Below are 25,844 nucleotides of genomic sequence, written 5' to 3' on the forward strand. Positions count from 1 at the left end.
ATGAGTGCGATTTCCATAGCCGTTGCCGCACTGAGCGTGCTGGGGCTGCTGTTTGGCGTGATTCTGGGTTATGCCTCCCGCCGTTTTGCGGTGGAGGATGACCCGGTCGTTGAGCGCGTGGATGAATTATTGCCGCAAAGCCAGTGTGGGCAGTGCGGCTACCCTGGCTGTCGCCCCTACGCTGAGGCGGTCGGATTGCAGGGTGAAAAAATTAACCGCTGCGCCCCCGGTGGCGAAGCGGTGATGCTGAAAATCGCCGCGCTGCTGAATGTCGATCCGCAACCGATTGATGGCGATGCCGCAGCGCTTGAGCCTGTGCGTATGCTGGCGGTAATCGATGAGAACAATTGTATTGGTTGCACAAAATGCATTCAGGCTTGCCCGGTAGACGCCATTCTCGGCGCAACGCGCGCCATGCATACGGTGATGAGCGATCTGTGCACCGGCTGTAACCTTTGTGTGGATCCGTGCCCGACGCAGTGCATCGAACTGCGTCCTGTGGAAACGACCACCCATAGCTGGAAATGGGATTTGCAGTCCATTCCGGTGCGTAATATTCCTGTGGAACACCATGCTTAAGTTATTTTCCGCTTTCCGAAAAGAGAAACTGTGGGATTTTCACGGCGGCATTCATCCGCCTGAAATGAAAACCCAATCAAACGGTACGCCGCTGCGCCAGTTGCCGCTGGCGAACCGCTTTGTGATCCCTCTCAAGCAGCACCTTGGCGCTGAAGGCGAACTGTGCGTGCGCGTGGGTGACAAGGTGCTGCGCGGCCAGCCGCTGACGCGCGGGCGTGGCCGTATGTTACCTGTTCATGCGCCGACGTCCGGCACCGTGGTCGCGATTGCGCCCCACTCCACCGCGCACCCCTCTGCATTGCCTGAGATGAGCGTGATTATTGAAGCGGATGGCGAAGATCGCTGGATCGAGCGTGACGGCTGGCCAGATTACCGTTCCCATAGTTATGATGCGTTAATTGAACGTATCCATCAGTTCGGCGTTGCGGGGCTTGGCGGTGCGGGCTTCCCTACCGCAGCAAAATTGCAAGGCGGTGGCGATAAAATCGACACACTGATTATTAACGCTGCGGAATGCGAGCCCTATATCACCGCCGATGACCGTTTAATGCAGGACTGCGCGGCGCAAATTATGGAAGGTGTGCGCATTCTGGCGCACATTCTTCAACCACGTCAGGTACTTATCGGGATTGAAGATAACAAACCGCAGGCGATCTCGATGATGCGTGCGGTGCTGGCGGGCAGCCATGATATTCAGTTGAAAGTCATCCCGACGAAATATCCTTCCGGCGGTGCCAAACAGCTTACTCAGATCCTCACCGGCAAGCAGGTGCCGCACGGCGGGCGTTCGTCGGATATCGGTATTCTGATGCAAAACGTGGGTACCGCGTATGCGGTTAAACGCGCGGTTATCGACGGCGAGCCTTTAACGGAGCGCGTTGTCACGGTGACCGGTGAAGCGGTTACCCGACCGGGCAATGTCTGGGCGCGTCTGGGAACACCGGTGCGCCATCTGCTGGATTTCGCCGGTTTCTGCCCTTCTGCTGAGCAACTGGTCATTATGGGCGGCCCACTGATGGGCTTCACGCTGCCGTGGCTGGATGTGCCAGTAGTCAAAATCACCAACTGCCTGTTAGCGCCTTCCGCCAGCGAGATGGGCGAGCCGCAGGAAGAGAAAGGCTGCATTCGCTGCAGCGCCTGCGCTGACGCCTGCCCGGCCGATTTGCTACCTCAGCAACTCTACTGGTTCAGCAAAGGCCAGCAGCACGACAAAGCAACGGCGCATAACCTTTCCGATTGCATCGAATGCGGTGCCTGCGCCTGGGTGTGCCCAAGTAATATTCCGCTGGTGCAATATTTCCGACAGGAGAAGGCAGAGATTTACGCTATCGCCGAGGAAGAAAAACGCAACGCCGAAGCCAAAGCACGCTTTGAAGCGCGCCAGGCTCGCCTTGAGCGTGAAAAAATTGCCCGCCAGCAGCGTCATAAACAGGCTGCGGTTCAACCTGCCGCTAAAAAAGATCAGCAGGCGATTGATGCCGCGCTGGCGCGCGTACGCGAAAAACAGACGACCGCCGCACAGCCAATCGTGATTCAGGCTGGTGCCCAGCCCGATAACAGCGAAGCGATTGCGGCGCGCGAAGCACGCAAAGCGCAGGCACGCGCCCGCCAGGCAGAAAAAGCGCTGCAGACGGAAAACAGTGCCGCCACGGACGAAACAGCTGATCCGCGCAAATCCGCCGTTGAAGCGGCGATTGCCCGCGCCAAAGCGCGTAAGCTCACCCAAAGCCAGCCCGAAGGATCAGCAGCCAACGCTGAGCAGCCGCAGGTGGAAGCCGGACAACAAGCTGAATCTGCACCGGTCGATCCGCGCAAAGCTGCGGTTGAAGCGGCAATTGCCCGCGCTAAAGCGCGCAAACTCGCGCAGAGCCAGCCCGCTGAACCCGCAGCAAACGCTGAGCAGCCGCAGGTGAAAGCCGAACAACAAGCTGAACCTGCACCGGTCGATCCGCGCAAAGCTGCGGTTGAAGCAGCAATTGCCCGCGCCAAAGCGCGTAAGCTCGCCCAAAGCCAGCCCGAAGGATCCGCAGCCAACGCTGAACAACCGCAGGTGAAAGCCGAACAACAAGCTGAATCAGCACCGGTTGATCCGCGCAAAGCTGCGGTTGGAGCGGCAATTGCCCGCGCTAAAGCGCGTAAGCTCGCCCAAAGCCAGCCCGAAGGATCCGCAGCCAACACTGAGCAGCCGCAGGTGGAAGCCCAACAACAAGCTGAATCTGCATCGGTCGATCCGCGCAAAGCCGCCGTTGAAGCGGCAATTGCCCGTGCCAAAGCGCGCAAATTAGAACAAGTACAAGCCGCCACGCAAACTGATGATGTCTCGTCTTTTGCGCAGGCAGCCAATGACGACCCGCGCAAAGCCGCAGTCGCCGCAGCCATCGCCCGTGTTCAGGCGAAGAAGGCCGCACAGCAAGCCGTTAACGAGGATTAAATGGTTTTCAGAATCGCAAGTTCCCCTTACACCCATAACCAGCGCCAGACCTCACGTATTATGCTGCTGGTGACGCTCGCGACCGTGCCGGGCATTGCTGCGCAACTGTGGTTTTTCGGTTGGGGGACGCTGATACAGATTATTCTCGCGATTATCAGCGCACTGGCTGCCGAAGCGCTGATACTGAAATTACGCAAGCAGAACGTTAGCGCGATCCTGGCGGATAACTCTGCCCTGGTAACCGGTCTGCTGCTGGCTATCAGTATTCCCTCTTTCGCCCCGTGGTGGATGGTGGTGCTTGGCACTGTGTTCGCAGTAGTTATCGCCAAGCAGCTTTACGGCGGTTTAGGCCACAACCCGTTTAACCCGGCGATGATTGGCTATGTGGTGCTGTTAATCTCCTTCCCGGTGCAGATGACCAGCTGGCTGCCGCCGTATGAAATCGCACGTACCGTCCCAGGCTTTATGGATGCGTTACAGGTGATTTTCACCGGTCACACTGCCGCTGGCGCAAATATGGAAACGCTGCGCATTGGTATTGATGGCGTCAGCCAGGCGACGCCGCTCGACACCTTTAAAACTTCATTGCATGCCGGACACAGCGTTGAGCAGATCCTGCAATCCCCCATCTATAGCGGCATGCTGGCCGGTGCGGGCTGGCAGTGGGTCAACCTCGGTTATCTGGCCGGTGGTCTGTTCCTGCTGTGGCAAAAAACCATTCGCTGGCATATCCCGGTAAGCTTCCTGCTGACGCTGGCGATTTGTGCCGCACTCGGCTGGATTTTCGCTCCGCAATCGCTGGCTGCGCCGCAATTGCATCTGTTCTCTGGCGCAACCATGCTGGGCGCGTTTTTCATTCTGACCGATCCGGTTACCGCCTCGACCACCAACAAAGGCCGTCTGATTTTTGGCGCGCTGGCGGGCGTGCTGGTGTGGCTTATCCGCAGTTATGGCGGCTACCCGGATGGCGTGGCCTTTGCCGTATTACTGGCAAATATTACCGTGCCGTTGATTGATTACTACACGCGTCCGCGCGTGTACGGGCATCGTTAAGGAGCCGCCATGCTAAAGACAATGCGTAAACATGGCGTGACGCTGGCGCTGTTCGCCGCAGGTTCTACCGGCCTGACCGCCGCAATAGACCAAATGACCAAAACAACCATTGCCGACCAGGCTGCGCTGCAACAAAAAGCGCTGTTTGATCAGGTGATCCCTGGCGACAGCTATAATAACTCGCTGCAACAGAGCTGTTTTCTGGTCAGCGATCCGGCGCTTGGCAAAGGGCAACACCATGTGTGGATCGCCAAAAAAGATGACAAGCCGGTTGCCGCAGTTCTTGAAGCGACCGCACCGGACGGTTACTCAGGCGCCATCCAGCTGCTTGTTGGCGCAGATTTTAGCGGCACAGTGCTGGGCGTGCGCGTGACGGAGCACCATGAAACGCCGGGTCTCGGCGATAAGATTGAGCTGCGTATTTCCGACTGGATCACCCACTTCGCCGGAAAGCGGATTGACGGCGCGACCGATGGCTATTTCGCGGTGAAAAAAGATGGCGGTGATTTTGATCAGTTTACCGGGGCGACCATCACGCCGCGCGCGGTCGTTAACGCGGTAAAACGAACCGGCCTGTACGCGATGACACTACCGGAACAGCTTTCCCGTTTACCGGGTTGTGGAGAGTAAGCGATGAGCGAAGTCAAAGAGGTTATTGTTCAGGGGCTGTGGAAAAACAACTCTGCGCTGGTACAACTGCTGGGTATGTGTCCGCTGCTGGCGGTGACGTCCACCGCCACCAACGCACTGGGTCTGGGGCTGGCAACAACGCTGGTGTTAACCCTGACCAATCTGTTTATTTCCACCCTGCGTCGCTGGACACCAGATGAGATCCGCATCCCGATTTACGTGATGATTATTGCCTCGGTGGTCAGCGCGGTACAAATGCTGATCAACGCCTATGCGTTCGGTCTTTACCAGTCACTGGGCATTTTTATTCCGCTGATCGTTACCAACTGTATCGTGGTCGGTCGTGCTGAAGCGTTTGCAGCGAAAAAAGGTCCGGCACTTTCAGCACTCGATGGCTTCTCTATTGGCATGGGCGCAACCTGCGCCATGTTCGTACTGGGTTCCCTGCGTGAGATCCTCGGTAACGGTACGCTGTTTGACGGCGCAGATGGGCTGTTAGGCGGCTGGGCGAAAGCGCTACGCATAGAAGTATTCCACACCGATTCCCCATTCCTGCTGGCGATGTTGCCGCCGGGCGCATTTATTGGCCTCGGCATGATGCTGGCGGTGAAATACCTTATCGATCAGAAGATGAAAAAACGCCGTGAAGCGGCGGCGACTGCGGCAAACGACAGCACTCAGGCCGCGCCCGGGAAGGCATAATGAATAAAGCAAAACGACTGGAAATTTTAACCCGTTTACGGGAAAACAACCCGCACCCGACCACCGAGCTGAATTTCACCTCACCATTTGAGCTGTTGATCGCCGTACTGCTCTCTGCGCAGGCCACCGATGTCAGCGTCAATAAAGCCACCGCGCTACTCTACCCGGTGGCAAACACGCCCAAAGCAATGCTGGAGCTTGGCGTTGAAGGGGTGAAACAGTACATCAAAACCATCGGCTTGTTTAACAGCAAAGCAGAAAATGTCATTAAGACCTGCCGTATTTTGCTGGAAAAGCACAATGGCGAAGTGCCGGAAGACAGAGCCGCGCTGGAAGCCCTGCCGGGCGTCGGGCGTAAGACCGCCAATGTGGTACTCAACACCGCGTTTGGCTGGCCGACCATCGCTGTGGACACGCATATTTTTCGCGTTTCTAACCGCACGCGTTTCGCGCCGGGTAAAAACGTTGAGGAAGTGGAAGAGAAGCTGCTGAAAGTTGTGCCTGCTGAATTTAAAGTCGATTGCCACCACTGGTTGATCCTGCACGGGCGATACACCTGCATCGCCCGTAAGCCGCGCTGCGGTTCCTGCATTATCGAAGATCTGTGCGAGTACGACAGTAAAGTCGATAATTAACGCCCGTCAGAACGGGCGCATCACTGCCAGCAGAATAATCACCGCAACGGCGACAATGGTTATGCCGGTGGCATTGCGAATAGCCCCCATGCCTTTCACCGCTTCACCTGTCGCTATGCGGCGCAGTGTGGCAGAGAGAAAACCATGCAGGCCGGAAAGTAGCAGCACCACCACCACCTTGATTATCAGCCACAGATGCGGCATTTGACCGTGCGCAATCACCATTACCGCACCCGCGACCCACAGCAGTAACATGGCAGGCGTGGTGATTTTACGGCTCCAGCGGCGTACATCGCCCGCCAGCGCGACACGCGAGGTGTTATCCGCTTGTGTTGCGCACCAGCCGGCAACGACAGCCATAACCAGCATTCCGCCTATCCAGATGATGGCCGCCGCGATATGTAACGCATTGAGCCATGGATGAAAGTTCATATTTCGACTCCTGTGTAATAAAGACTGCGGCAAGTCTGACAGCGTATCTGTCCCCTGTCATGAACAATGCGCGGCAAATGGCAGAAAAGGTCTCGTTATTGATCCCGGATTGGTTACCCAACGAATCGCGGGTAAGAGAACTCGCTGATTTTATGTCATAACTTTATGTGATAACGCTCACGTCTCTGTAAATTACTCAAAATGTCGAATGATTGCGCGCAAATCGTGATATTGAGCAAATAATCGTCCGCTTATGCGTATTTAATAAGGTTTTTCCTTTTTTTAGAAGAAAAAAATCCAACTAAAGGCTATTTCGGTGACTATTGCTAACACAATGTTAAAAAAGAGATTAACAATGTTCACGGAATGGTTGCAGTGCAAACTTTAATCACGTTTAGCAAGAGATATGACCAGATTGATTACACAAACCAGCCCAATACACTACTATTAAGCCAAAATAGCAGAACATATGCCTTAATGCGCAATCTAACCCCCGGACTGTAGTGGAAAAATCCACTTTTGTTTACATGATGAAATTTAACTCTGAATAACAAATAGAAACACCGAGCATTGTAATGCCCTGGATCTATGTAACAGAATATGTCAAAAGGCTTGCCTGAACGCGCCGGATAGTGAACATTAACCGCCGTTTTCCCCTCCCAATATAACTATAAGCGTGATGAACTCTGGTCATTGCGCGCTGAACACCCCCGTTAATATGGGATGTAAAAAAAGAGGTATATGTGTCAACTGCAAACAAACCAACGGAAAGCGTCAGTCTGAACGCTTTTAAACAACCGAAAGCGTTTTATCTGATCTTCTCTATCGAGTTATGGGAACGTTTTGGTTACTACGGCCTGCAAGGGATTATGGCTGTTTACCTGGTGAAACAACTGGGTATGTCAGAAGCGGACTCTATTACACTGTTCTCCTCCTTCAGCGCACTGGTTTATGGCCTGGTTGCCATCGGTGGCTGGCTGGGTGACAAAGTGCTGGGCACCAAACGCGTGATTATGCTGGGCGCGATCGTGCTGGCCGTCGGTTATGCGCTGGTGGCGTGGTCCGGTCATGATGCGAGCATTGTATATATGGGCATGGCGGCCATCGCCGTGGGTAATGGTCTGTTTAAAGCCAACCCGTCTTCCCTGCTCTCCACTTGCTATGCGAAAGACGACCCGCGTCTGGACGGTGCATTTACCATGTACTATATGTCCGTTAACGTCGGTTCATTCTTCTCCATGCTGGCAACACCGTGGCTGGCCGCGAAATTCGGCTGGAGCACCGCGTTTGGTCTGAGCGTGGTGGGTCTGCTGATCACCATCGTTAACTTCTCCTTCTGCAAACGTTGGGTGAAAAATCACGGTTCTAAACCGGATTTCGAACCGCTGCGCGTTGGCTATCTGCTGGCAACCATTGTTGGCATCGTGGCGCTGATCGCTGTCGCTACCTGGCTGCTGCACAACCAGGGCATTGCGCGTATGGTGCTGGGTGTTGTGGCGCTGGGTATTATCTGCATCTTCGCCAAAGAGACGTTCGCGCTGAAAGGTGCCGCCCGTCGTAAAATGATCGTCGCCTTCATTCTGATGGTACAAGCGATTGTCTTCTTCGTGCTCTATAGTCAGATGCCGACATCGCTGAACTTCTTTGCTATCCGTAACGTTGAGCACACGCTGTTTGGTATCGCTTTCGAACCTGAACAGTATCAGGCGCTGAACCCGTTCTGGATCATCATTGGTAGCCCGATTCTGGCCGCTATCTATAACAAAATGGGCGATACGCTGCCGATGCCGCATAAATTCGCCATCGGTATGGTGCTGTGCTCCGGCGCGTTCCTGGTGCTGCCACTGGGCACGAAATTCGCCTCTGACGCGGGTATCGTTTCCGTAAGCTGGCTGATCGCAAGTTATGGCCTGCAAAGTATCGGTGAACTGATGATCTCCGGTCTCGGTCTGGCGATGGTTGCGCAACTGGTGCCGCAGCGTCTGATGGGCTTCATTATGGGAAGCTGGTTCCTGACCACGGCTGGCGCGAACATTATCGCCGGCTATGTGGCTAATCAGATGGCTATCCCGGAAAACGTGACCGATCCGCTGATGTCACTGAACATCTACGGCTCCGTGTTCCTGCAAATTGGTATCGCGACTGCCGTTATCGCTTTGCTGATGATCGTCACCGCACCGAAGCTGAACCGCATGACGCAGAGCGAAGATACCACTCGCGAAACGTCGGAAACCGCAACGGCATAATCGCCGCGGGGAACTCGAATTATTCAGCCGCTAACGCCAGTTAGCGGCTTTTTTTTTATTCCGCCGCGTAATAACCTATGCCGGAAATCAGCCATAAGGAAAAGATAATGAAACTGTTTTACAAGCCGGGCGCCTGCTCTCTCGCCTCACATATTGCTCTGCGTGAGACCGGAAAAAATGTGGATCTGGTAAGTGTTGATTTGATGAAAAAACGCCTGGAAAACGGCGATGACTTTTTTGCCATCAACCCGAAAGGACAAATCCCGGCGCTGCTGCTGAATGACAACACTCTGATTACCGAAGGTGTGGCGATTATGCAATACGTTGCTGACAGCGCGCCTGAGAGCCAGTTGCTGGCACCTGTTGGCACCCTGCCGCGTTACAAGACGCTGGAGTGGCTGAACTTTATCGCAACCGAGCTGCATAAAGGCTTCACCCCGCTGTTTCGCCCGGATACACCGGAAGAGTACAAACCCACTGTACGCGCTTTGCTTGAGAAAAAATTGCACTACGTAAATGAATCCCTGAGCAATAACGCGTGGATTAGCGGTGCGAACTTTACCATTGCCGACGGTTATCTGTTCACGGTTCTGCGCTGGGCGCGCGCGGTGAAATTGAATATGGAAGGTCTGTCGAATATTGACGCGTATATGGCGCGTGTTGCCGCTCGCCCTGCGGTGGCGACTGCAATGGCAGCAGAAGGTATTCAGTAAAATGTGATTGCCCGCGAAGGCTCTATTTAGCGGGCATGAATAAAGGCGGGGATCCCCGCCTTTTTTACAGCAATGTGGCGCTAAAAAGATGCTCTGGTTGCGCAATTCTGTCCTGTGCCGCGACCACCTGCAGTTCATACTCCTGCAAATTTTTAGTCGCCAGCATAATTTCATACACCGCCGCCGTTACGTGCTCCAGCGCTTCACGCACGTTCGCACCCTGTAGCAATTTCACCAGTAACAACCCGCTGGTTACATCGCCCACACCGACAGGCTGGCGTGCGCCAAAATCCACCAGCGGACGGCTAATGTGCCAGGCTTCACTGGGCGTCACCAGCAACATTTCAAAGCGATCGGTGCTCAGTCCCGCGCGCGCCAGGTGTTTCACCAGCACGATTTGCGGCCCCTGCGCAATTAGCTCGCGTGCCGCAGCCACTGCGTCTTCAACCGTGTTAACCGCATGCTCGCAAAGGATCTCCAGCTCAATCAGATTTGGCGCAATGATATCGCTGGCAGGCAAAGCGTGGCGGATATGAAACTCGGCAACCCCTGGCGCAACGATGCAGCCTTTCTCCGGATGTCCCATAACCGGATCGCAGAAATATTTCGCCCGTGGGTTGGTTGCTTTCACCTGACGGACGATACTCAGAATATGCTCTCCCTGCTCTGCCGAACCCAGATAGCCGCTCAGCACCGCGTCACAGCGTTTCAGTTGGTCAATCGCCGCGATACCCTGCACAATTTCGGTCAGATGGGCTGGCGGCATCACGCTGCCGGTCCATTTGCCATACTGGGTATGGTTAGAGAACTGCACCGTGTTCAGCGGCCAGACGTTAGCGCCCAGGCGGCGCATCGGAAACTCGGCGGCACTGTTCCCCGCATGACCAAAGACCACATGCGATTGAATGGCGAGGATATTCTTCATTGTTGGTAGCCTTGCAAGAATGGAGCAATAAAAAGAAGGGAGTGATTTCTCACTCCCTTCGGCAGGTCTGTTTTTATTTCCAGCAGATCAAGCAGTAGTTTTTCTTACCGCGGCGCAGCAACGTGTAGCGACCAAACAGGCGATCGCCGTCAGTGAAGAAATACTCCGGATCGGATTGTTTTTCGCCGTTGATGGTAACGGCGTTGGACGCGATGGTTTTACGCGCCTGGCCGCGGGAAGGCTGCAGCTCAGAATCAACCAGCGCCTGCATCAGATCGGCACCTTTTTCCATCTCAACCATCGGTACACCATCCTGCGCCAGCTGTTCAAAATCGGCTTCGCTCAGATCACTCAGCGTACCATTGAACAGGCTTTCAGTGATGCGTTTAGCGGCGGTTAAACCCTCTTCGCCGTGTACCAGACGCGTCACCTGCTCAGCCAGCACATATTGCGCACGCGGCGCTTTACCGCTGTTTTTATCTTCCTCTTCCAGCGCGTTAATTTCCGCGATATCCATGAAGGTGAAGAACTTCAGGAAGCGATAAACGTCCGCATCGGCGGTGTTGATCCAGAACTGGTAGAACTTATACGGGCTGGTTTTCTTCGGATCCAGCCACACCGCGCCACCTTCGGTTTTACCAAATTTGGTGCCATCCGCTTTGGTGATCAGCGGAACGGTCAAACCAAAGACCTGGTTCTGGTGCAAACGGCGCGTCAGATCAATACCCGATGTGATGTTGCCCCACTGGTCGGAACCACCAATTTGCAGCACGACATCATGCAGTTCGTTCAGGCAGGCAAAGTCGTAACCTTGCAGCAGGTTGTAGGAAAACTCGGTGAACGAGATGCCGACATCATCGCGGTTCAGGCGCTGCTTGACCGCTTCTTTGTTAATCATCTGGTTAACGGAGAAGTGTTTGCCGATATCGCGCAGAAAAGTCAGCACGTTCATGCTGCCAAACCAGTCGTAGTTGTTCGCAGCGATAGCGGAGTTGTCGCCACAGTCGAAATCGAGGAACGGTGCGACCTGTTTGCGGATTTTATCTACCCACTCCTGCACGGTATCTTCGGTGTTCAGTTTACGCTCGGTAGCTTTAAAGCTCGGGTCGCCAATCAGACCGGTCGCACCACCCACCAGCGCTACTGGCTTGTGGCCAGCCTGCTGGAAGCGTTTCAGGCATAACAATGGAACCAGATGCCCCAAATGCAAGCTGTCAGCGGTGGGATCGAAGCCGCAATAGAGCGCGATCGGGCCCTGCGCCAGTCGCTCTGCTAACGCTTCCTCATCCGTCACCTGAGCCACGAGGCCCCGCTCTTGCAATTGTTTAATCAAGTTACTGCTTGCCATCAAAATCTCCATGTATAAAACGGACTGCACCTTTGCCGGTACACGACTTTTCGCCAGATGCGAAAGGATACTTCATGGGGGGCAGATAGAATAAAGCGCCGGAACACGGAGTGCCAGCGCTTATAGCAACATTTTTCAGGGATTACGGCGCGAGGCGGTCAATTTTCCACGCATCATTCTCACGCTGGTATAAAAAACGGTCATGCAGGCGATTGGCACCGCCTTGCCAGAACTCCATCTGGTCAATACTGACGCGGTAGCCGCCCCAGAAACTGGGTAACGGGATTTCGCCCTGCTGGAACTTTTGCTTCAGTTCAAGGAACTTGCTTTCCAGTATACCGCGGGCTGAGATGCGGCTTGACTGCTTCGATACCCAGGCACCGATTTGGCTATCACGCGGACGGCTGTGGAAATACTTCACCACCTCCAGCGTTGAAAGCCGTTCCGCTTTGCCAGTGACCATCACTTGACGTTCCAGCATATGCCATGGGAACAGCAGACTGACAGCAGGGTTGTTTTCGATGTGATGCGCCTTGCGGCTGCCAAGGTTGGTATAGAACACCAGCCCTTTTTCATCGTAATGTTTAAGCAACACGATGCGCTGGTACGGTTGGCCGTTTTCATCCACTGTCGCGACAACCATCGCGGTAGGATCGGCCAACTGGGCTTCACAGGCCTGCCCCAGCCAGCGTTCAAATAATGTCAACGGTTCGGCGGGAAGGTCGCCGCGTCGCAGGCCACCTTTGGTGTATTCACGGCGCAGATGCGCGATTTGCTGCAATTGATCGTTATCAGACATGGCGTTAGCGAAAGTAATCATCAGGTGGGGCTATTATGCGCCCCCTGTGAAAATCTCAACGCTGTGGAATAAGCTGGCAATTATTCAGTACGATGCGATCGCGCTTGTAGACGGTAGCACTCTCACCCTTCGACCAGAAAACGTAGACGCCATCCGTATAGCGTGCGCCAGAGGCTGAAAGCCCTTGCTGTAAGGTCAGCAATTTATCATCCCAGACAAAACTCGCCTGCTGACGGGTGTTATTAATTTTCACGGTGAGCGGTTTTTCGTCGCACTGGTAAACCAGCGTATCGGTATGCATGCGTTCTACAAACTGATTGTAATAGCTGCATCCGGCAAGCAGTGCAGGCAGACAGGCGATGAGTATTTTTTTCATAGTGTATTCCCGGGACGGTCCTGGTCACGGAGGCGAAACGCCCTCCCTAAGCCTGGTCAGTCTAGCCCGGTGCAACTAAAGTGAAATGCGGTTAACTCTGATTCTGCCGCGGGTTAGCGGGGTAAATCGCGCCGAGCACCGAGGCAGCGGACGCGCCAGTGACGGATGGCAGATTGCCAGGCAGTCCGGCCAGGGTTCGCCACGCAAGCCAGGCAAACGCCAGCGCTTCCATGTCATCGCCGCTGATACCGGCTTCATCGGTGGTAGTGACTTCTGTACCGGGCAGCAGCCCCGCCAGACGAGCCATGAGCAACGGATTTCGACTCCCACCGCCGCAGACCAGCAGGCGTTCACAACCGCCACTAAGCAGCACCTGCTCGGAAATTGTCACCGCCGTCAACTCAGCCAATGTCGCCTGCACATCGCTGGCGCTTAAACCCGGGAAGTGCGCGAGGTGGCGTTCCAGCCAGCTGTAATTAAAATATTCACGACCGGTGCTTTTCGGCGCGGGCGTGGCAAAGTAGGCATCGCTTAGCATGTTTTGCAGTAGCGGCAGCACCACTTTGCCTTCACTCGCCCACTGCGCATCTTTGTCGTACGGTTTGCCTTTTTGCCGCCAAATCCATGCGTCCATGAGCATGTTGCCTGGGCCTGTGTCATAACCTCGGACCGGCTGACCGGGGATCAACAGCGATAGATTGGCGATGCCACCAATGTTGAGCACCATGCGCCGTTCTACCGGGTGCGCCAGTAGTGCATGGTGAAAGGCAGGCACCAGCGGCGCGCCCTGCCCGCCAAGCGCGATATCACGGCGGCGAAAGTCACCGACCACTGTCACACCCGTACGCGCCGCGATTTGGTTATTGTCACCAATTTGCAGCGTATGCGGCGCAATACCTGTCGGCTCATGCCAGACGGTCTGCCCGTGACAGCCAATCGCAACGATATCTTCCGGGTGGAGTTGCTCTCGGTCCATTAGCGCCAGCACCGCGTCGGCGAACAATTGGCCCAGTTGGGTATCAAGCCGCCCCAGTTGCGAGAGTGTGAGTTGCTGCCCCTGACAAATGCCAAGAATCGCCTCTTTTAACGGCAGCGGAATCGGAAACGTCAGGCTCGCTTGCTGCGCGACCATGGTTTCATCGATTGCCGCCAGCACCACATCAACTCCATCCAGACTTGTTCCAGACATCACCCCAATGTAGCGACCCGATTTCATACGCCTTCCTTTAATGCATGACCGAAGGGCACCACTCCACCATAAAGCGGGGGTTAACGCCATCGGCTGCAAACACTTTTTAACAATCGGCTGAATTTTCGTTAAGTGAAATTGCGCCTGGCTGCGCTTATAATCGCTTCGTTTAAATCTGGTTAAACTCGCGTTGATTATTATTTTTGCCGGGATTTGGCAGAAGATATGACCTGGTATTGCTAAAATGCCATATAATTTAACCATGTCGGATGCCCGCAAGGGCGTTTCATGGTGAACAGGAGATTCATAAATGATGTTACGTGCACTGGCAGTTTCGCTGATTGGTTTTACTTTGGCTGGCTGCGTGAATAACGACACGCTTTCCGGTGATGTCTACTCTGCATCCGAAGCTAAACAGGTGCAGAATGTCACTTACGGCACCATTGTTAACGTCCGTCCGGTACAGATTCAGGGTGGCGATGAAAACAATGTCATCGGCGCGCTTGGCGGTGCAGTGCTGGGTGGTTTCCTTGGTAACACCGTTGGTGGCGGCACAGGTCGTTCTCTGGCCACCGCAGCAGGCGCGGTAGCCGGTGGCGTTGCAGGGCAATCCGTCCAGGGTTCACTGAATAAAACGCAGGGTGTTGAGCTGGAAATTCGTAAAGATGATGGCAACACCATTATGGTCGTACAGAAACAGGGTAACACCCGTTTCTCCGCAGGCCAGCGCGTCGTGATGGCAAGCAATGGTCGTCAGATTACCGTTTCCCCGCGTTAATTCCCGCATCGGGTGGTCACGCCAGTGGCCGCCCTTTCATATCGCCAATACTGAATGTTGATATAAAAAAGCCTTGCGGATGCAAGGCTTTGCTGGTCAGTCTCGCGACTGAAGCTCACTTATGTTTTGTTCCAGCCGGGCAATCATTTTAATCAACAGATCGAGTTCTTCCGCAGAGATACCGGAAAGAATTTCCCCCCGGGTTTTACGAATAACCGTCTCCATCTCTTCAATGATTGGGTCCGCTTTTTCTGTCAATTTGATGCGCTTTGCCCGGCGATCGTTGGCGCAGGTCTGGCGAGAAATAAGGCCTTTCTCTTCCAGTTGATCCAGCGTACGCACCAGCGAAGGCTGCTCAATGCCAATCGCTTTTGCCAGTTGAATTTGCGACTGATCGGGCGGCAGCTGATGAATATTATGCAGCGTTACCCAGTGAGTCTGCGTTAATTCCAGAGGTTTCAGGCGATGGTCAATCAAAGCGCGCCAGACGCGCACTAAGCGTGCCAGATCAGAACCTAATGGCGATTCCAATTTCATCTCCTTATAATTAGCTTGCTAAGTTATTATACTCATTTTAGAATAGTTTGCAGTATTTATATTGGTAAAACAAATGTATTGCGGTTCTCGCCGGGGCTTACGCTGAGATTCCACCTGCCTTAGCAACACGCAGTGGTTGGTACTTATCTAATGATAATCATCAATCTGGCGATCCGTTAGGTTGCACAGGACACAAAGTGTGAAGTTGAACCCAAGTTTCCCGAACTTACCCCTGCAAGACCTGATTTTTGGCGCATCGGTCTATTTCCCTCCCGTATTTAAAGTGGCTATGCTGGGCTTCCTGTTCTGGCTTATTGCTCACCGGCTGTTGCGCGGGTGGATTTATGCGGGTGATATCTGGCCCCCCATCCTGATGGATCTCTCCTTATTTGTTATTGCGCTGAGCCTCGCCCTCGGCTTGCTAGTTGTGTGGTAATTATACGCCTGAAATCCCTGAAATATTTCTCCACGCTCCTGGTGCTGGCCGTGGCGATTGTCGCGGCCTGGTGGATGTGGAACGTTTATATGCAGTCCCCCTGGACGCGTGACGGAAAAATCCGCGCTGAGCAGGTCAGTATTACGCGCAGGTCTCAGACAGCATCACCGAACTGAAAGTGAAAGATAACCAGTTGGTTAAAGCAGGCGACTTGCTATTTCGTATCGACGATACGCCTTACCACATTGCCGTACTGAGCGCCGAGGCCCAGTTGGCGCGCACGCAGACCGATCTGGCGAAAGCGAATAATGAAGCCAATCGCCGTCGCCACCTCTCATAAAACTACATCTCTGCTGAAGATCTCGATACTGCCAATATTAGTGTTAAAGCCGCTCAGGCAAGCGTTGTGGCGGCGCAGGCGCAGCTGGCACAGGCACAATGGCAGTTGGCGCAAACTAAAGTGAAGGCACCGGTGGACGGCTGGGTCACTAACCTTTCCGCCCGCACCGGGAATTACGCCACCGCCGGGCAACCTGTTTTCGCGCTGGTCGATAGCCATTCGTTTTATGTGATGGGTTACTTCGAAGAGACCAAATTGCACCATATACAAGAAGGGGCACCAGCGAAAATCGTGCTTTATAGTGGCGATGTAACGTTACAGGGTCACGTTTCCAGCATCGGTCGCGCGATTTATGATCAAAGTGTCGAGACTGACAGCGGCCTGGTTGCCGATATCAAACCAAACGTGCCGTGGGTACGGCTGGCGCAACGTGTGCCGGTACGTATTAAGTTTGATAACCTGCCCGCCGGGCTGACGCTGGTTTCCGGCACCACCTGCACTGTGGCGATTGGCGGTCAGTAATGAAATCGCCGGTCTGGCTCTGGCAAAATCTGCCCTGGGTGAAAGCCACTACCGGGCAGTGGCGTTATGCGCTGCGTAACGGTATCGCGATGTGTCTGGCGCTTACGGTGGCTTATTATCTCGATCTCGATGAACCTTACTGGGCCATGACATCCGCAGCCGCTGTCAGCTTTCCCACCGTTGGCGGTGTGATCAGCAAAAGCCTTGGACGTATTGCCGGGAGCCTGCTTGGGGCCAGCGCAGCGCTGATCATTGCCGGTCAGACGCTTAATGATCCGTGGCTGTTTCTGTTTGCTATGGCTACCTGGATTGGCTTTTGTACCTGGGCCTGTGCGCAGTTCACCAATAATGTCGCCTATGCCTTTCAACTGGCGGGTTATACCGCCGCGATTATCGCCTTCGCAATGGTCGATGTGACCGATATTACCGAATTGTGGGACATTGCTCAGGCACGGGTGTGCGAAGTGATTCTGGGGATTTTGTGCGGTGGCATGATGATGATGATCCTGCCCGGCAATGCGGACGGAACCACCCTGCTGACGGCATTGAAAAAAATGCATGCGCGGTTGCTGGAACATGCAAGCCTGCTGTGGCAGCCAGAAACCACAGACGCTATCCGCACCGCCCATGAGAGCGTTATCGGCCAGATCCTCACCACCAATTTACTGCGAATTCAGGCGTTCTGGAGTCATTACCGTTTTCGGCGGCAAAACAGTTTGCTTACCTGGTTACTGCACCAACAGTTGCGCATGACCAGTGTGATCTCCAGTCTACGCAGAATGCTACTGAACTGGCCCGACGCACCGGAAAATTTGCGCCTGGTTCTCGAACAACTGCTCTCCGCGCTTGCTCACCCACGCGCGGATGCGCTTACCGTCGCACGCATTATCGCCCCGCTCGCGCCCGGGATAAGCGGCGATTACCGGCACCACGCATTCTGGCAGCGGTTACGCTACTTTTGCCGTTTATACCTCACCAGTAGCCGCTGGCTGGCCCGCGTGGAGAATGCTTCGCCGGTCAGCAGTTACACACCACCACGAAGCCCCGGTTTGATGCGTGATACAGATAATGCCGAAGCGCTGTGGAGCGGCATTCGCACTTTTTGTGCGCTGAGTCTGGTCGGCGCATGGAGCATCAATACGCAGTGGGAATCGGGCTCGGCGGCGCTGACGCTGGCGGCTACCAGCTGTGTGCTTTACTCCGTCTCACCCGCGCCGTTTAACTCCCTGACGCTGCTGCTACGTACCTTAGTCTTGCTGACGCTGTTCAGCTTTATGGTGAAATTCGGCCTGATGGTGCAAGTCAGCGAGCTGGAAGTGTTTCTGCTGTTTCTTTTCCCGCTGTTAACCACCCTGCAATTGTTGAAACTGCAAATGCCAAAACTGGCCGGGTTGTGGGGGCAATTGATTGTTTTTATGGGTTCGTTTATCGCAGTGACCAATCCACCCGTTTATGACTTTGCGGACTTTTTAAATGACAACCTCGCGAAGATTTCAGGCGTCGCGCTGGCGTGGCTTGCATTCGCCGTGTTACGTCCGGGCTCAGATGCCCGCAAAAGCCGGCGTCATATTCGCGCGCTGCGCCGCAGTTTTGTCGATCAACTTAGCCGCCTGCCACAACTGAGTGAGCATGAGTTTGAATCGGTGGTTTATCACCACATTAGCCAGTTAAGTCATAGCCAGGATGCGCAAGCCCGCCGCTGGCTGCTGCGCTGGGGCGTTGTGTTGCTGAATTGCTCGCATGTAGTCTGGCAGCTACGCGGTTGGGAAATCCGCTCGGATCCGCTCAGCAAAGTCCGCGAGTTGTGCATTGTGTTATTGCGGGATGTGATGAGTGAGCGTGGCGTCCAGCAACGAACGCTTTCTGCCACGCTGGCCGAGCTACAGCGGATTAGCGCGGTGCTGGGCAAACATCACCAGCCTGCCGCGCGGGAACTGGCCTCGGTTATCTGGCGCTTATATTGCGCGCTTTCGCAGCTGGAGCAAGCCCCGGCAGCCGGGACGCTTACTTGATAACACCGCAGGCATAACGTGCGCCGCCACCACCGAGCGGTTTCGGTTGATCGGACATATTATCGCCGCCAACGTGCACCATCAGCGCTTTGCCTTTCACATCCGTGAGTTTTTTCAGACGCGGCGCCACCACCGGGTCGGTCGCTTTACCGTCGTTGTTGACCACCAACACCGGCAGGTCGCCTAAATGTCCGGCGCCCTCTGGCCCTTCATGTTTGCCGGTATGTTGCGGATCGAGGTGCCCTCCCGCAGCTTCAGCCGCAGAGGCTTTCCCTTCTTTAATAGCAGGCTGGCAACTACCTTTGGCATGGACGTGAAAACCATGCTCGCCGGGCGGCAGGGCTTTCAGATCGGGCGCAAATTCCAGCCCTTTATCGGTTTCGCTGATTTTTACACTACCAATAGACTGCCCCACGCCCTGCGCAGTGACCAGGTTCATGTCCACTTCTTCACTGGCGGCTTGCGCCCCGGCGCAAACAACGAGCGCCAGCACAGCCAGACTAAAACGCTTCATGTGACCTCCTTTGGTCTGTTTTACCCTGTAAGTTTAAACCAGGATGGCAGATTTCACCGGGAGGTCATTTTCCCGCGTTATGGCACGTCGTAACCGAGCGCCGCTTTGCGAATGCGGAACCACTGCTGGCGCGTCATCTGGAGATTCAGTGCCCCCAGCGCCGAACGCACGCGCTCAATTTTACCCGAGCCAATAATGGGCAACGGCGCAGACGGCAGACGCATCACCCAGGCATAGACCACCTGTTCGATGGTTTCAGCATTCAGTTCCTGCGCAACGCGCGCCAGTTCATCACGCAGCGGCTGGAACGCCGCATCGTTAAACAGACGCCCGCCGCCGAGACATGACCATGCCATCGGGCGAATACGCAGCTGTTGCAGTTGATCCAGCGTGCCATCCAGCAGTAGCGGCTGGTGAACCGGTGAGATCTCGACCTGATTGGTCGCCAGCGTAAACGGCAGACGCGACTGCAACAGTGAGAACTGCGCCGGTGTGAAGTTGGAAACGCCGAAGTGGCGCACTTTTCCGCTCTGATGCAAATGCAGAAAAGCTTCCGCTACTTCATCGGCATCCATCAACGGATCGGGACGGTGGATCAATAACAAATCGAGGTGATCGGTAGCAAGATTCACCAATGACTGTTCGGCACTGCGAATAATGTGGTCGCGTTCAGTAATGTAATGACCCAGCGCATGTTCCGGTTTCGCGGTAGTAGCGATCCCACATTTGCTGACAATCTCCATGCGGGCGCGCAGATGCGGAGCGAGCTTGAGCGCCTCGCCAAACGCCGCTTCACACAGATAACCACCGTAGATATCGGCGTGATCAACGGTAGTAATACCGAGATCAAGATGAGACTCAATAAAGCTAACCAGCTGCTGCGGGGACATGTTCCAGTCCATTAAACGCCAGTAGCCCATCACAAAACGGGAGAACTCAGGGCCTTGCGGCGCGAGGGCAATACGTTGAACCATAATGATTTCCTCGAAGGTAATTTGCCTTCGAGTATACGCATTTTCGCGTTCAAAACAGTGAAGGTTGCTGAGGTTCTTCCGCAGAAGAGGCTTTGCTTGCGCGCATTTTGCGCTGCAAGCGCTGGCGGCACAAACGTAGCACCTCTTGCTTTTGCATATCGGTCATTTTTTGCCAGTTAAAACGCTCATCGCGACTACGCATGCAGCCACGACAAAAGCCGCGCTCATCCGACTGGCAAATACCGCGGCACGGGCTCTGGACGGGGAAAAACTCCAGTTGTTCTGGCACAGTCGTCTCCGTTAATACAGGCAGTTCTCTTTATTGAAGACTGCCTGTCGATAACGTGCAAGGTGAAAAGCGCACTGTTCGCCACTTGCAACAGACCGATCGGTCTAGTAGAGTAGCGCGATGAGCAGAAATACTGAACATGACACGCGCGAACATTTACTGGCGACCGGCGAGCAGCTTTGCATGCATCGCGGGTTTACCGGTATGGGCCTGAGCGAACTACTGAAAACGGCGGAAGTGCCAAAAGGCTCTTTTTACCACTATTTTCGCTCCAAAGAGGCGTTCGGCGTGGCGTTACTTGAGCGTCACTATGCCGCTTATCACCAGCGGCTGGCGGCCCATTTCGCCAGCGGTCCGGGAAACTACCGCGACAGGTTGCTGGCGTATTATCAGGAGACGCTCCGGCAGTTTAGCCAACAGGGGATTATTAGCGGTTGCCTGACGGTGAAACTCTCAGCTGAAGTGTGCGATCTGTCGGAAGATATGCGTTCAGCAATGGACAAAGGGGCGCGCGGCGTTATCGCCCTGCTCGCGGATACGCTGGAAAACGGGCGTAACGATCGCAGCTTAACGTTTCAGGGCGAACCGCTAACGCAGGCGCAAGTGTTGTACTCCCTGTGGTTAGGTGCCAATTTGCAGGCCAAAATTTCGCGAAGCGCCCTGCCGCTGGAAAGCGCGCTGGCGCACGCAAACAACATCATCGCAACGCCTGTCTGATAGCAGGCATTTTTATTTCACTTTTTACTAGTCGACCGGTCTATTCAGGAGTTGTTATGTCCAGTAAATTATTTACGCCGCTGAAAGTGGGCGCGATTACCGTTCCAAACCGTGTTTTTATGGCGCCATTGACCCGACTGCGCAGCATTGAGCCGGGTGATATTCCTACCCCATTGATGGCGGAATATTATCGTCAGCGCGCCAGCTCCGGCCTGATTATCAGCGAAGCCACGCAAATCTCCGCCCAGGCGAAAGGCTATGCCGGCGCACCGGGTCTGCACAGCGCAGAACAAATCGCGGCATGGCAGAAAATCACCGATGCGGTGCATAGCGAAAACGGCCGTATCGCCGTACAGCTGTGGCACACCGGTCGTATCTCGCACAGCAGCCTGCAACCGGGTGGTGCCGCGCCGGTCGCACCGTCAGCCATCAACGCGGGAACACGTACCTCTCTGCGTGATGCCAACGGCAACGCCACGCGTGAAGACACCTCCACGCCGCGCGCGCTGGAAACCGATGAGATCCCGGGTATTGTTAATGATTCCCGCCAGGCCGTTGCCAATGCGCGCGACGCCGGGTTTGATCTGGTTGAGCTGCACTCGGCCCATGGTTATCTGTTGCACCAGTTCCTTTCACCGTCGGCGAACCAGCGTACCGACCAGTACGGCGGCAGCGTGGAAAATCGCGCGCGCCTGGTGCTGGAAGTGGTCGACGCGGTAAGCAAAGAGTGGGACGCAGAGCGCATTGGTATTCGCGTGTCTCCAATCGGTTCTTTCCAGAACATGGATAACGGCCCGAACGAAGAAGCCGATGCGTTGTATCTGATCGAAGAACTGGGCAAGCGCGGCATTGCTTACCTGCATATGTCAGAGCCGGACTGGGCAGGCGGCGAACCGTACACCGACGCTTTCCGTGAAAAAGTGCGCGCACGTTTCCACGGCCCGATCATTGGTGCAGGTGCCTATACCCCGGAAAAAGCAGAAGAGTTGATCGAGAAAGGTTTGATTGACGCGGTAGCTTTTGGTCGCGCTTATATCGCCAACCCGGACCTGGTGAAACGTCTGCAACTGAAAGCGGAACTGAACCCGCAGCGCCCGGAAAGCTTCTATGGCGGCGGCGCGGAAGGCTATACCGACTACCCTTCTCTGTGATCCTCTGATTGTTCATTGATAGCGGCGGGTCTGCGCCGCTATACTAAAATTGTGTTTCTATTCGGAACGTTAACACATTCATACAAGAGGACATTATGCGCTTACTTCACACCATGCTGCGCGTCGGCAACCTGCAACGCTCCATCGAATTTTATACTAACGTGCTGGGCATGAAGCTGCTGCGTACCAGTGAAAACCCGGAATATAAATATTCGCTGGCTTTCGTTGGCTACGGCCCGGAAAGCGAAGAAGCGGTGATTGAACTGACCTACAACTGGGGCGTGGAAAACTACGATCTGGGTAATGCTTACGGTCATATCGCGCTGAGCGTGGAAAACGCGGCGCAAGCTTGCGAAGCTATCCGCAACAACGGCGGTAATGTGACGCGTGAAGCGGGTCCAGTAAAAGGTGGAACCACGGTTATCGCCTTCGTTGAAGATCCGGACGGTTACAAAATCGAGCTGATCGAAGAGAAAGACGCCGGTAAAGGCCTGGGTAACTAATCCCCTTCGGGCGCGGTTTGCGCCCGCTGTTTTACATCCCTTCGTAAAATTTGCCATAATGCGCTGCCATTTTCCCGTATCAAGAGATCCTGATGTCCGATAACGCTCAACTGACTGGTCTGTGCGACCGTTTTCGCGGTTTTTACCCTGTGGTAATAGATGTTGAAACCGCCGGGTTTAACGCCAAAACTGACGCGCTGCTGGAAGTCGCCGCCATTACGCTGAAAATGGATGAACAAGGCTGGCTCATGCCCGACAGCACGCTGCATTTCCACGTTGAGCCTTTCGAAGGCGCGAATCTGCAACCCGAAGCGCTGGCCTTTAACGGTATTGATCCGAACAACCCGCTGCGTGGTGCGATAAGTGAGCATGACGCGCTGCACGCCATTTTTAAAATGGTGCGCAAAGGCATTAAAGATCAGGGTTGTAACCGCGCGATCATGGTGGCGCACAATGCGACATTCGATCACAGTTTTATGATGGCCGCTGCGGAGCGCGCTTCGCTGAAACGCAACCCGTTCCACCCGTTTGTCACCTTCGATACCGCGTCATTAAGCGGGCTGGCGCTAGGGCAGACAGTGCTGTCAAAAGCCTGTGGCGCGGCGGGCATCGCGTTTGACGCCTCGCAGGCGCACTCCGCACTGTACGATACAGAGCAAACCGCCCTGCTGTTTTGCGAAATCGTCAACCGCTGGAAGCGTCTCGGCGGCTGGCCGTTGCCCATCGCGGATGAAAATGAGGCATAAAAAAAGCGACCGTCAGGTCGCTTTTTTGTTGGCAGAAATTACTCTGCGTCCGGCTCGTCTTTATGTTTTGCCGCCGCTTCTTTAATAAGCGTCTGCAATTCACCGCGCTGATACATTTCAATCACGATATCGCAGCCGCCAACCAGTTCACCTTCAACCCACAGCTGCGGGAAGGTTGGCCAGTTAGCGTATTTCGGCAGTTCTGCACGAATATCCGGGTTTTGCAGAATGTCTACATAGGCAAAACGTTCACCGCATGCAGAGAGCGCTTGCACCGCCTGGGCGGAAAAACCGCAGCTTGGCAGCTTCGGAGAGCCTTTCATATACAGCAGAATTGGGTTTTCAGCGATCTGGCGCTGGATTTTTTCAAGTGTTGTGCTCATTGTCTTGCTTCCTTCAACTTCTTCTACGGCAGATGTTCGCCATTGTAACGGTTCAGAGGGGCATCGGAAAATAACATTTTGTTCACCGTTCATGATTTTATCGTCTGTCGGCAAAAGTTGCCTTAGGAATATGACTTAACTCAACTCGCCGTCCCGCTTGCTGCCTAACTCTTGCGCACATAGAAACGTTTTGCTGCTTTTTTTTGCGCTTGTTAACGAAACGAAGCTATAGATGCAAAAACAGTATTAACTTTTGGGGTTTTTATGGATTAGAATCGACGAGTTTTAAAAAACCATTTGCAGGCATATTAAATGCTTGCCCTAACAGGGGATTGCTCAGTGGCGCGGATACCAAAAGCTTCAATCACGCTCTGTGCTTTGTTGTTCACCACGCTTTCTTTCACGCCATTAGCGAGTGCCTCTGAACAGGCGCGAGCGTCAGCCGTGCAAAAAGCGCATCTGGCGAAAGCATCCGAACGTAAGAAAAAAAATACATCACAAAAGACATCAAAGAAAAACAGTCGCAGTCCGGCAGAAAAAACCACCAGCAAAAAAACAACGGAGAGCAAAAAAACTCCGGCAAACAAAAAAGTTACCACCAGCAAAAAAGCCAGCAAAATCACCTCGCGTCGTAATGCATCCAGCCCGTTAAAAACCACCGCTGTCACCTGGACTGAAAAATGTACGCCGCGCAAAGGACACAAGCCGCATTGTGTGAAGGTCAAAAGCACTAACGCCATCGCCGATGTGCATAAAGTTCGCATTCAGAAAGCCCAAAAAACCGCCATGTCCAAACTGATGAATCAGATTGGCAAGCCTTATCACTGGGGCGGCACCTCACCGAGCACCGGTTTCGATTGCAGTGGTCTGGTCTATTACGCATATAAGGATCTGGTGAAATTTCGTATTCCACGTACCGCCAATGAAATGTATCACCTGCGCGATGCATCGCCGGTGAATGTGGCGGAACTGGAGAGCGGCGATCTGGTGTTCTTCCGTACCCAGGGCCGTGGTACAGCCGATCACGTTGGCGTGTACGTCGGTAATGGTAAATTCATTCAGTCTCCGCGTAGCGGCCAGGATATTCAGGTCACCTCGCTGAGTGAAGATTACTGGCAGCGTCATTATGTCGGCGCGCGTCGCGTCGTGACGCCGAAAACCATTCGCTAACCCCTCACCTGCCGCATCGGCGGCAGGTAACTCCCTCTTTTGTGTGACCTTTCGATTTGCTACCCTAACCCGCACATCCAGTAGGGCTATTGGATGTCATTAAAATAATGAAAGGAGAATAGCAATGTCGTTTGAATTACCTGCATTACCGTATGCAAAAGACGCCCTGGCGCCGCATATCTCAGCCGAAACGCTGGAATACCACTATGGTAAACATCATCAGACGTATGTCACCAACCTCAACAACCTGATCAAAGGCAGCGCTTTTGAAGGTAAATCTCTGGAAGAGATTGTGAAAAGCAGCGAAGGCGGCGTGTTCAACAATGCCGCCCAGGTCTGGAACCATACCTTCTACTGGAACTGCCTGGCTCCGAATGCTGGCGGTGAACCGGCTGGTGAGCTGGCGGCGGCTATCGCCAAATCCTTCGGCAGCTTTGCCGAATTCAAAGCGCAATTCACCGATGCTGCGGTTAAAAACTTCGGTGCTGGCTGGACGTGGCTGGTGAAAAAAGCGGATGGCGCATTAGCCATTGTTTCAACGTCTAATGCGGGTACGCCGCTGACAAGCGACGCAACCCCGCTGTTAACCGTCGATGTGTGGGAACATGCGTATTACATCGATTATCGTAATGCGCGTCCGAACTACCTCGAACATTTCTGGGCGCTGGTAAACTGGTCATTCGTGGCCAAAAATTTAGCGGCATAAACGCGGCA

At 54.3% G+C, this 25,844-nt stretch carries 28 protein-coding genes and 1 pseudogene; 18 read left to right on the plus strand and 11 right to left on the minus strand.

All coding sequences use genetic code 11. The features are described 5' to 3' along the window. From rsxB to nth, 6 genes are read left to right on the plus strand one after another with little or no spacing between them, the layout of a single operon-like run. Positions 1-579, plus strand: coding sequence for an electron transport complex subunit RsxB (gene rsxB / locus C813_RS35635; protein WP_016496267.1), 579 nt, complete (start codon positions 1-3; stop codon positions 577-579). Then, the gene (gene rsxC / locus C813_RS35640; RefSeq protein WP_017456620.1) at positions 572-3,010 is read left to right on the plus strand and encodes an electron transport complex subunit RsxC; all 2,439 of its coding nucleotides are present in this window, start codon (positions 572-574) and stop codon (positions 3,008-3,010) included. The genes rsxB and rsxC overlap by 8 nt, the downstream gene beginning before the upstream one ends. Then, the gene (gene rsxD, locus C813_RS35645) at positions 3,011-4,063 is read left to right on the plus strand and encodes an electron transport complex subunit RsxD (RefSeq protein ID WP_017456619.1); all 1,053 of its coding nucleotides are present in this window, start codon (positions 3,011-3,013) and stop codon (positions 4,061-4,063) included. Positions 4,064-4,072: 9 nt separating this feature from the next. Next, the gene (rsxG, locus tag C813_RS35650) at positions 4,073-4,693 is read left to right on the plus strand and encodes an electron transport complex subunit RsxG (RefSeq protein WP_017456618.1); all 621 of its coding nucleotides are present in this window, start codon (positions 4,073-4,075) and stop codon (positions 4,691-4,693) included. Positions 4,694-4,696: 3 nt separating this feature from the next. Beyond that, entirely contained in the window at positions 4,697-5,395 is a 699-nt protein-coding gene (locus C813_RS35655) for an electron transport complex subunit E (protein ID WP_017456617.1), read from the plus strand. Further along, positions 5,395-6,030, plus strand: coding sequence for an endonuclease III (gene nth, locus C813_RS35660; RefSeq protein ID WP_017456616.1), 636 nt, complete (start codon positions 5,395-5,397; stop codon positions 6,028-6,030). Before C813_RS35655 ends, nth begins: the two co-directional genes overlap by 1 nt. A 6-nt stretch (positions 6,031-6,036) precedes the next feature. On the opposite strand, the gene C813_RS35665 is transcribed toward nth, so the two are convergent. Beyond that, entirely contained in the window at positions 6,037-6,462 is a 426-nt protein-coding gene (locus C813_RS35665) for a CopD family protein (RefSeq protein WP_017456615.1), read from the minus strand. 743 nt (positions 6,463-7,205) lie between these two features. Between C813_RS35665 and dtpA the strand changes: the two genes are divergently transcribed. Together dtpA and gstA are read left to right on the plus strand one after the other, a co-directional pair. Continuing rightward, on the plus strand, positions 7,206-8,708 hold the full coding sequence (gene dtpA, locus C813_RS35670; protein ID WP_017456614.1) for a dipeptide/tripeptide permease DtpA: 1,503 nt from the start codon (positions 7,206-7,208) through the stop codon (positions 8,706-8,708). 107 nt (positions 8,709-8,815) lie between these two features. Continuing rightward, positions 8,816-9,421: a glutathione transferase GstA gene (gene gstA, locus C813_RS35675; RefSeq protein WP_017456613.1), complete on the plus strand. Its 606-nt coding sequence runs from the start codon at positions 8,816-8,818 to the stop codon at positions 9,419-9,421. A 64-nt stretch (positions 9,422-9,485) separates the two neighbouring features. Here gstA and pdxY read toward each other — a convergent pair whose 3' ends face one another. The 5 genes from pdxY to anmK form a co-directional block, all read right to left on the minus strand. Further along, positions 9,486-10,346: a pyridoxal kinase PdxY gene (gene pdxY, locus C813_RS35680; protein WP_017456612.1), complete on the minus strand. Its 861-nt coding sequence runs from the start codon at positions 10,344-10,346 to the stop codon at positions 9,486-9,488. A gap of 73 nt (positions 10,347-10,419) precedes the next feature. Then, the gene (tyrS, locus tag C813_RS35685) at positions 10,420-11,694 is read right to left on the minus strand and encodes a tyrosine--tRNA ligase (protein ID WP_017456611.1); all 1,275 of its coding nucleotides are present in this window, start codon (positions 11,692-11,694) and stop codon (positions 10,420-10,422) included. Positions 11,695-11,836: 142 nt separating this feature from the next. Beyond that, the gene (pdxH, locus tag C813_RS35690; protein WP_025263637.1) at positions 11,837-12,493 is read right to left on the minus strand and encodes a pyridoxamine 5'-phosphate oxidase; all 657 of its coding nucleotides are present in this window, start codon (positions 12,491-12,493) and stop codon (positions 11,837-11,839) included. Positions 12,494-12,548: 55 nt separating this feature from the next. After that, positions 12,549-12,869: a C-type lysozyme inhibitor gene (mliC, locus tag C813_RS35695; protein ID WP_017456609.1), complete on the minus strand. Its 321-nt coding sequence runs from the start codon at positions 12,867-12,869 to the stop codon at positions 12,549-12,551. A 91-nt stretch (positions 12,870-12,960) separates the two neighbouring features. Then, positions 12,961-14,085 carry an anhydro-N-acetylmuramic acid kinase gene (gene anmK, locus C813_RS35700; RefSeq protein WP_017456608.1) on the minus strand — a complete coding sequence of 375 codons (1,125 nt, stop codon included), beginning with the start codon at positions 14,083-14,085 and terminating at the stop codon, positions 12,961-12,963. Positions 14,086-14,368: 283 nt separating this feature from the next. On the opposite strand from anmK, the gene slyB reads away from it, so the two are divergent. Next, on the plus strand, positions 14,369-14,836 hold the full coding sequence (slyB, locus tag C813_RS35705; RefSeq protein WP_016496283.1) for an outer membrane lipoprotein SlyB: 468 nt from the start codon (positions 14,369-14,371) through the stop codon (positions 14,834-14,836). A 96-nt stretch (positions 14,837-14,932) separates the two neighbouring features. On the opposite strand, the gene slyA is transcribed toward slyB, so the two are convergent. Continuing rightward, complete coding sequence (gene slyA, locus C813_RS35710; RefSeq protein WP_017456607.1) at positions 14,933-15,373, minus strand: transcriptional regulator SlyA; 441 nt, start codon at positions 15,371-15,373, stop codon at positions 14,933-14,935. A 199-nt stretch (positions 15,374-15,572) separates the two neighbouring features. Between slyA and C813_RS35715 the strand changes: the two genes are divergently transcribed. The 3 genes and pseudogenes from C813_RS35715 to C813_RS35725 all read left to right on the plus strand — a co-directional run bounded on the left by C813_RS35715 (position 15,573) and on the right by C813_RS35725 (position 18,683). After that, complete coding sequence (locus C813_RS35715; protein WP_017456606.1) at positions 15,573-15,809, plus strand: DUF1656 domain-containing protein; 237 nt, start codon at positions 15,573-15,575, stop codon at positions 15,807-15,809. A gap of 2 nt (positions 15,810-15,811) precedes the next feature. Then, positions 15,812-16,671, plus strand: a pseudogene (locus tag C813_RS35720) (efflux RND transporter periplasmic adaptor subunit). Continuing rightward, positions 16,671-18,683 carry an FUSC family protein gene (locus tag C813_RS35725; RefSeq protein WP_017456605.1) on the plus strand — a complete coding sequence of 671 codons (2,013 nt, stop codon included), beginning with the start codon at positions 16,671-16,673 and terminating at the stop codon, positions 18,681-18,683. The pseudogene C813_RS35720 and the gene C813_RS35725 overlap by 1 nt, the downstream one beginning before the upstream one ends. Here C813_RS35725 and sodC read toward each other — a convergent pair. From sodC to C813_RS35740, 3 genes are all read right to left on the minus strand, one after another. Next, positions 18,676-19,197 (minus strand): superoxide dismutase [Cu-Zn] SodC, encoded by a 522-nt coding sequence (gene sodC, locus C813_RS35730; RefSeq protein WP_017456604.1) that lies wholly within the window; start codon positions 19,195-19,197, stop codon positions 18,676-18,678. The genes C813_RS35725 and sodC overlap by 8 nt on opposite strands. Before the next feature lie 77 nt (positions 19,198-19,274). Continuing rightward, positions 19,275-20,171 carry an aldo/keto reductase gene (locus C813_RS35735; protein WP_017456603.1) on the minus strand — a complete coding sequence of 299 codons (897 nt, stop codon included), beginning with the start codon at positions 20,169-20,171 and terminating at the stop codon, positions 19,275-19,277. A gap of 49 nt (positions 20,172-20,220) precedes the next feature. Continuing rightward, complete coding sequence (locus C813_RS35740; protein ID WP_017456602.1) at positions 20,221-20,460, minus strand: DUF1289 domain-containing protein; 240 nt, start codon at positions 20,458-20,460, stop codon at positions 20,221-20,223. A gap of 120 nt (positions 20,461-20,580) precedes the next feature. Between C813_RS35740 and C813_RS35745 the strand changes: the two genes are divergently transcribed. From C813_RS35745 to rnt, 4 genes are all read left to right on the plus strand, one after another. Beyond that, entirely contained in the window at positions 20,581-21,177 is a 597-nt protein-coding gene (locus C813_RS35745) for a TetR/AcrR family transcriptional regulator (RefSeq protein ID WP_017456601.1), read from the plus strand. A 56-nt stretch (positions 21,178-21,233) separates the two neighbouring features. After that, positions 21,234-22,328 (plus strand): alkene reductase, encoded by a 1,095-nt coding sequence (nemA, locus tag C813_RS35750; protein WP_017456600.1) that lies wholly within the window; start codon positions 21,234-21,236, stop codon positions 22,326-22,328. Positions 22,329-22,423: 95 nt separating this feature from the next. After that, positions 22,424-22,831, plus strand: a complete 408-nt coding sequence (gene gloA, locus C813_RS35755) for a lactoylglutathione lyase (RefSeq protein WP_017456599.1) — start codon at positions 22,424-22,426, stop codon at positions 22,829-22,831. 92 nt (positions 22,832-22,923) lie between these two features. Further along, positions 22,924-23,577, plus strand: coding sequence for a ribonuclease T (gene rnt, locus C813_RS35760; RefSeq protein ID WP_017456598.1), 654 nt, complete (start codon positions 22,924-22,926; stop codon positions 23,575-23,577). Positions 23,578-23,615: 38 nt separating this feature from the next. On the opposite strand, the gene C813_RS35765 is transcribed toward rnt, so the two are convergent. Beyond that, positions 23,616-23,960: a Grx4 family monothiol glutaredoxin gene (locus C813_RS35765; RefSeq protein WP_017456597.1), complete on the minus strand. Its 345-nt coding sequence runs from the start codon at positions 23,958-23,960 to the stop codon at positions 23,616-23,618. A gap of 339 nt (positions 23,961-24,299) precedes the next feature. On the opposite strand from C813_RS35765, the gene C813_RS35770 reads away from it, so the two are divergent. Both C813_RS35770 and sodB read left to right on the plus strand, forming a co-directional pair. After that, positions 24,300-25,130 (plus strand): C40 family peptidase, encoded by an 831-nt coding sequence (locus tag C813_RS35770; protein WP_017456596.1) that lies wholly within the window; start codon positions 24,300-24,302, stop codon positions 25,128-25,130. A 124-nt stretch (positions 25,131-25,254) separates the two neighbouring features. After that, positions 25,255-25,836 carry a superoxide dismutase [Fe] gene (gene sodB, locus C813_RS35775; protein ID WP_017456595.1) on the plus strand — a complete coding sequence of 194 codons (582 nt, stop codon included), beginning with the start codon at positions 25,255-25,257 and terminating at the stop codon, positions 25,834-25,836. Positions 25,837-25,844: the final 8 nt, after the last annotated feature.

This window comes from Kosakonia sacchari SP1, from assembly GCF_000300455.3.
In the GTDB taxonomy this organism is placed as follows: domain Bacteria; phylum Pseudomonadota; class Gammaproteobacteria; order Enterobacterales; family Enterobacteriaceae; genus Kosakonia; species Kosakonia sacchari.

Coding starts and splice junctions, on each gene's coding strand:
- rsxB (WP_016496267.1), top strand. CDS start 1: ATGAGTGCGATTTCCATAGCCGTTGCCGCACTGAGCGTGCTGGGGCTG.
- rsxC (WP_017456620.1), top strand. CDS start 572: ATGCTTAAGTTATTTTCCGCTTTCCGAAAAGAGAAACTGTGGGATTTT.
- rsxD (WP_017456619.1), top strand. CDS start 3,011: ATGGTTTTCAGAATCGCAAGTTCCCCTTACACCCATAACCAGCGCCAG.
- rsxG (WP_017456618.1), top strand. CDS start 4,073: ATGCTAAAGACAATGCGTAAACATGGCGTGACGCTGGCGCTGTTCGCC.
- C813_RS35655 (WP_017456617.1), top strand. CDS start 4,697: ATGAGCGAAGTCAAAGAGGTTATTGTTCAGGGGCTGTGGAAAAACAAC.
- nth (WP_017456616.1), top strand. CDS start 5,395: ATGAATAAAGCAAAACGACTGGAAATTTTAACCCGTTTACGGGAAAAC.
- C813_RS35665 (WP_017456615.1), bottom strand. CDS start 6,462: ATGAACTTTCATCCATGGCTCAATGCGTTACATATCGCGGCGGCCATC.
- gstA (WP_017456613.1), top strand. CDS start 8,816: ATGAAACTGTTTTACAAGCCGGGCGCCTGCTCTCTCGCCTCACATATT.
- pdxY (WP_017456612.1), bottom strand. CDS start 10,346: ATGAAGAATATCCTCGCCATTCAATCGCATGTGGTCTTTGGTCATGCG.
- tyrS (WP_017456611.1), bottom strand. CDS start 11,694: ATGGCAAGCAGTAACTTGATTAAACAATTGCAAGAGCGGGGCCTCGTG.
- pdxH (WP_025263637.1), bottom strand. CDS start 12,493: ATGTCTGATAACGATCAATTGCAGCAAATCGCGCATCTGCGCCGTGAA.
- mliC (WP_017456609.1), bottom strand. CDS start 12,869: ATGAAAAAAATACTCATCGCCTGTCTGCCTGCACTGCTTGCCGGATGC.
- anmK (WP_017456608.1), bottom strand. CDS start 14,085: ATGAAATCGGGTCGCTACATTGGGGTGATGTCTGGAACAAGTCTGGAT.
- slyB (WP_016496283.1), top strand. CDS start 14,369: ATGATGTTACGTGCACTGGCAGTTTCGCTGATTGGTTTTACTTTGGCT.
- slyA (WP_017456607.1), bottom strand. CDS start 15,373: ATGAAATTGGAATCGCCATTAGGTTCTGATCTGGCACGCTTAGTGCGC.
- C813_RS35725 (WP_017456605.1), top strand. CDS start 16,671: ATGAAATCGCCGGTCTGGCTCTGGCAAAATCTGCCCTGGGTGAAAGCC.
- sodC (WP_017456604.1), bottom strand. CDS start 19,197: ATGAAGCGTTTTAGTCTGGCTGTGCTGGCGCTCGTTGTTTGCGCCGGG.
- C813_RS35735 (WP_017456603.1), bottom strand. CDS start 20,171: ATGGTTCAACGTATTGCCCTCGCGCCGCAAGGCCCTGAGTTCTCCCGT.
- C813_RS35745 (WP_017456601.1), top strand. CDS start 20,581: ATGAGCAGAAATACTGAACATGACACGCGCGAACATTTACTGGCGACC.
- nemA (WP_017456600.1), top strand. CDS start 21,234: ATGTCCAGTAAATTATTTACGCCGCTGAAAGTGGGCGCGATTACCGTT.
- gloA (WP_017456599.1), top strand. CDS start 22,424: ATGCGCTTACTTCACACCATGCTGCGCGTCGGCAACCTGCAACGCTCC.
- rnt (WP_017456598.1), top strand. CDS start 22,924: ATGTCCGATAACGCTCAACTGACTGGTCTGTGCGACCGTTTTCGCGGT.
- C813_RS35765 (WP_017456597.1), bottom strand. CDS start 23,960: ATGAGCACAACACTTGAAAAAATCCAGCGCCAGATCGCTGAAAACCCA.
- sodB (WP_017456595.1), top strand. CDS start 25,255: ATGTCGTTTGAATTACCTGCATTACCGTATGCAAAAGACGCCCTGGCG.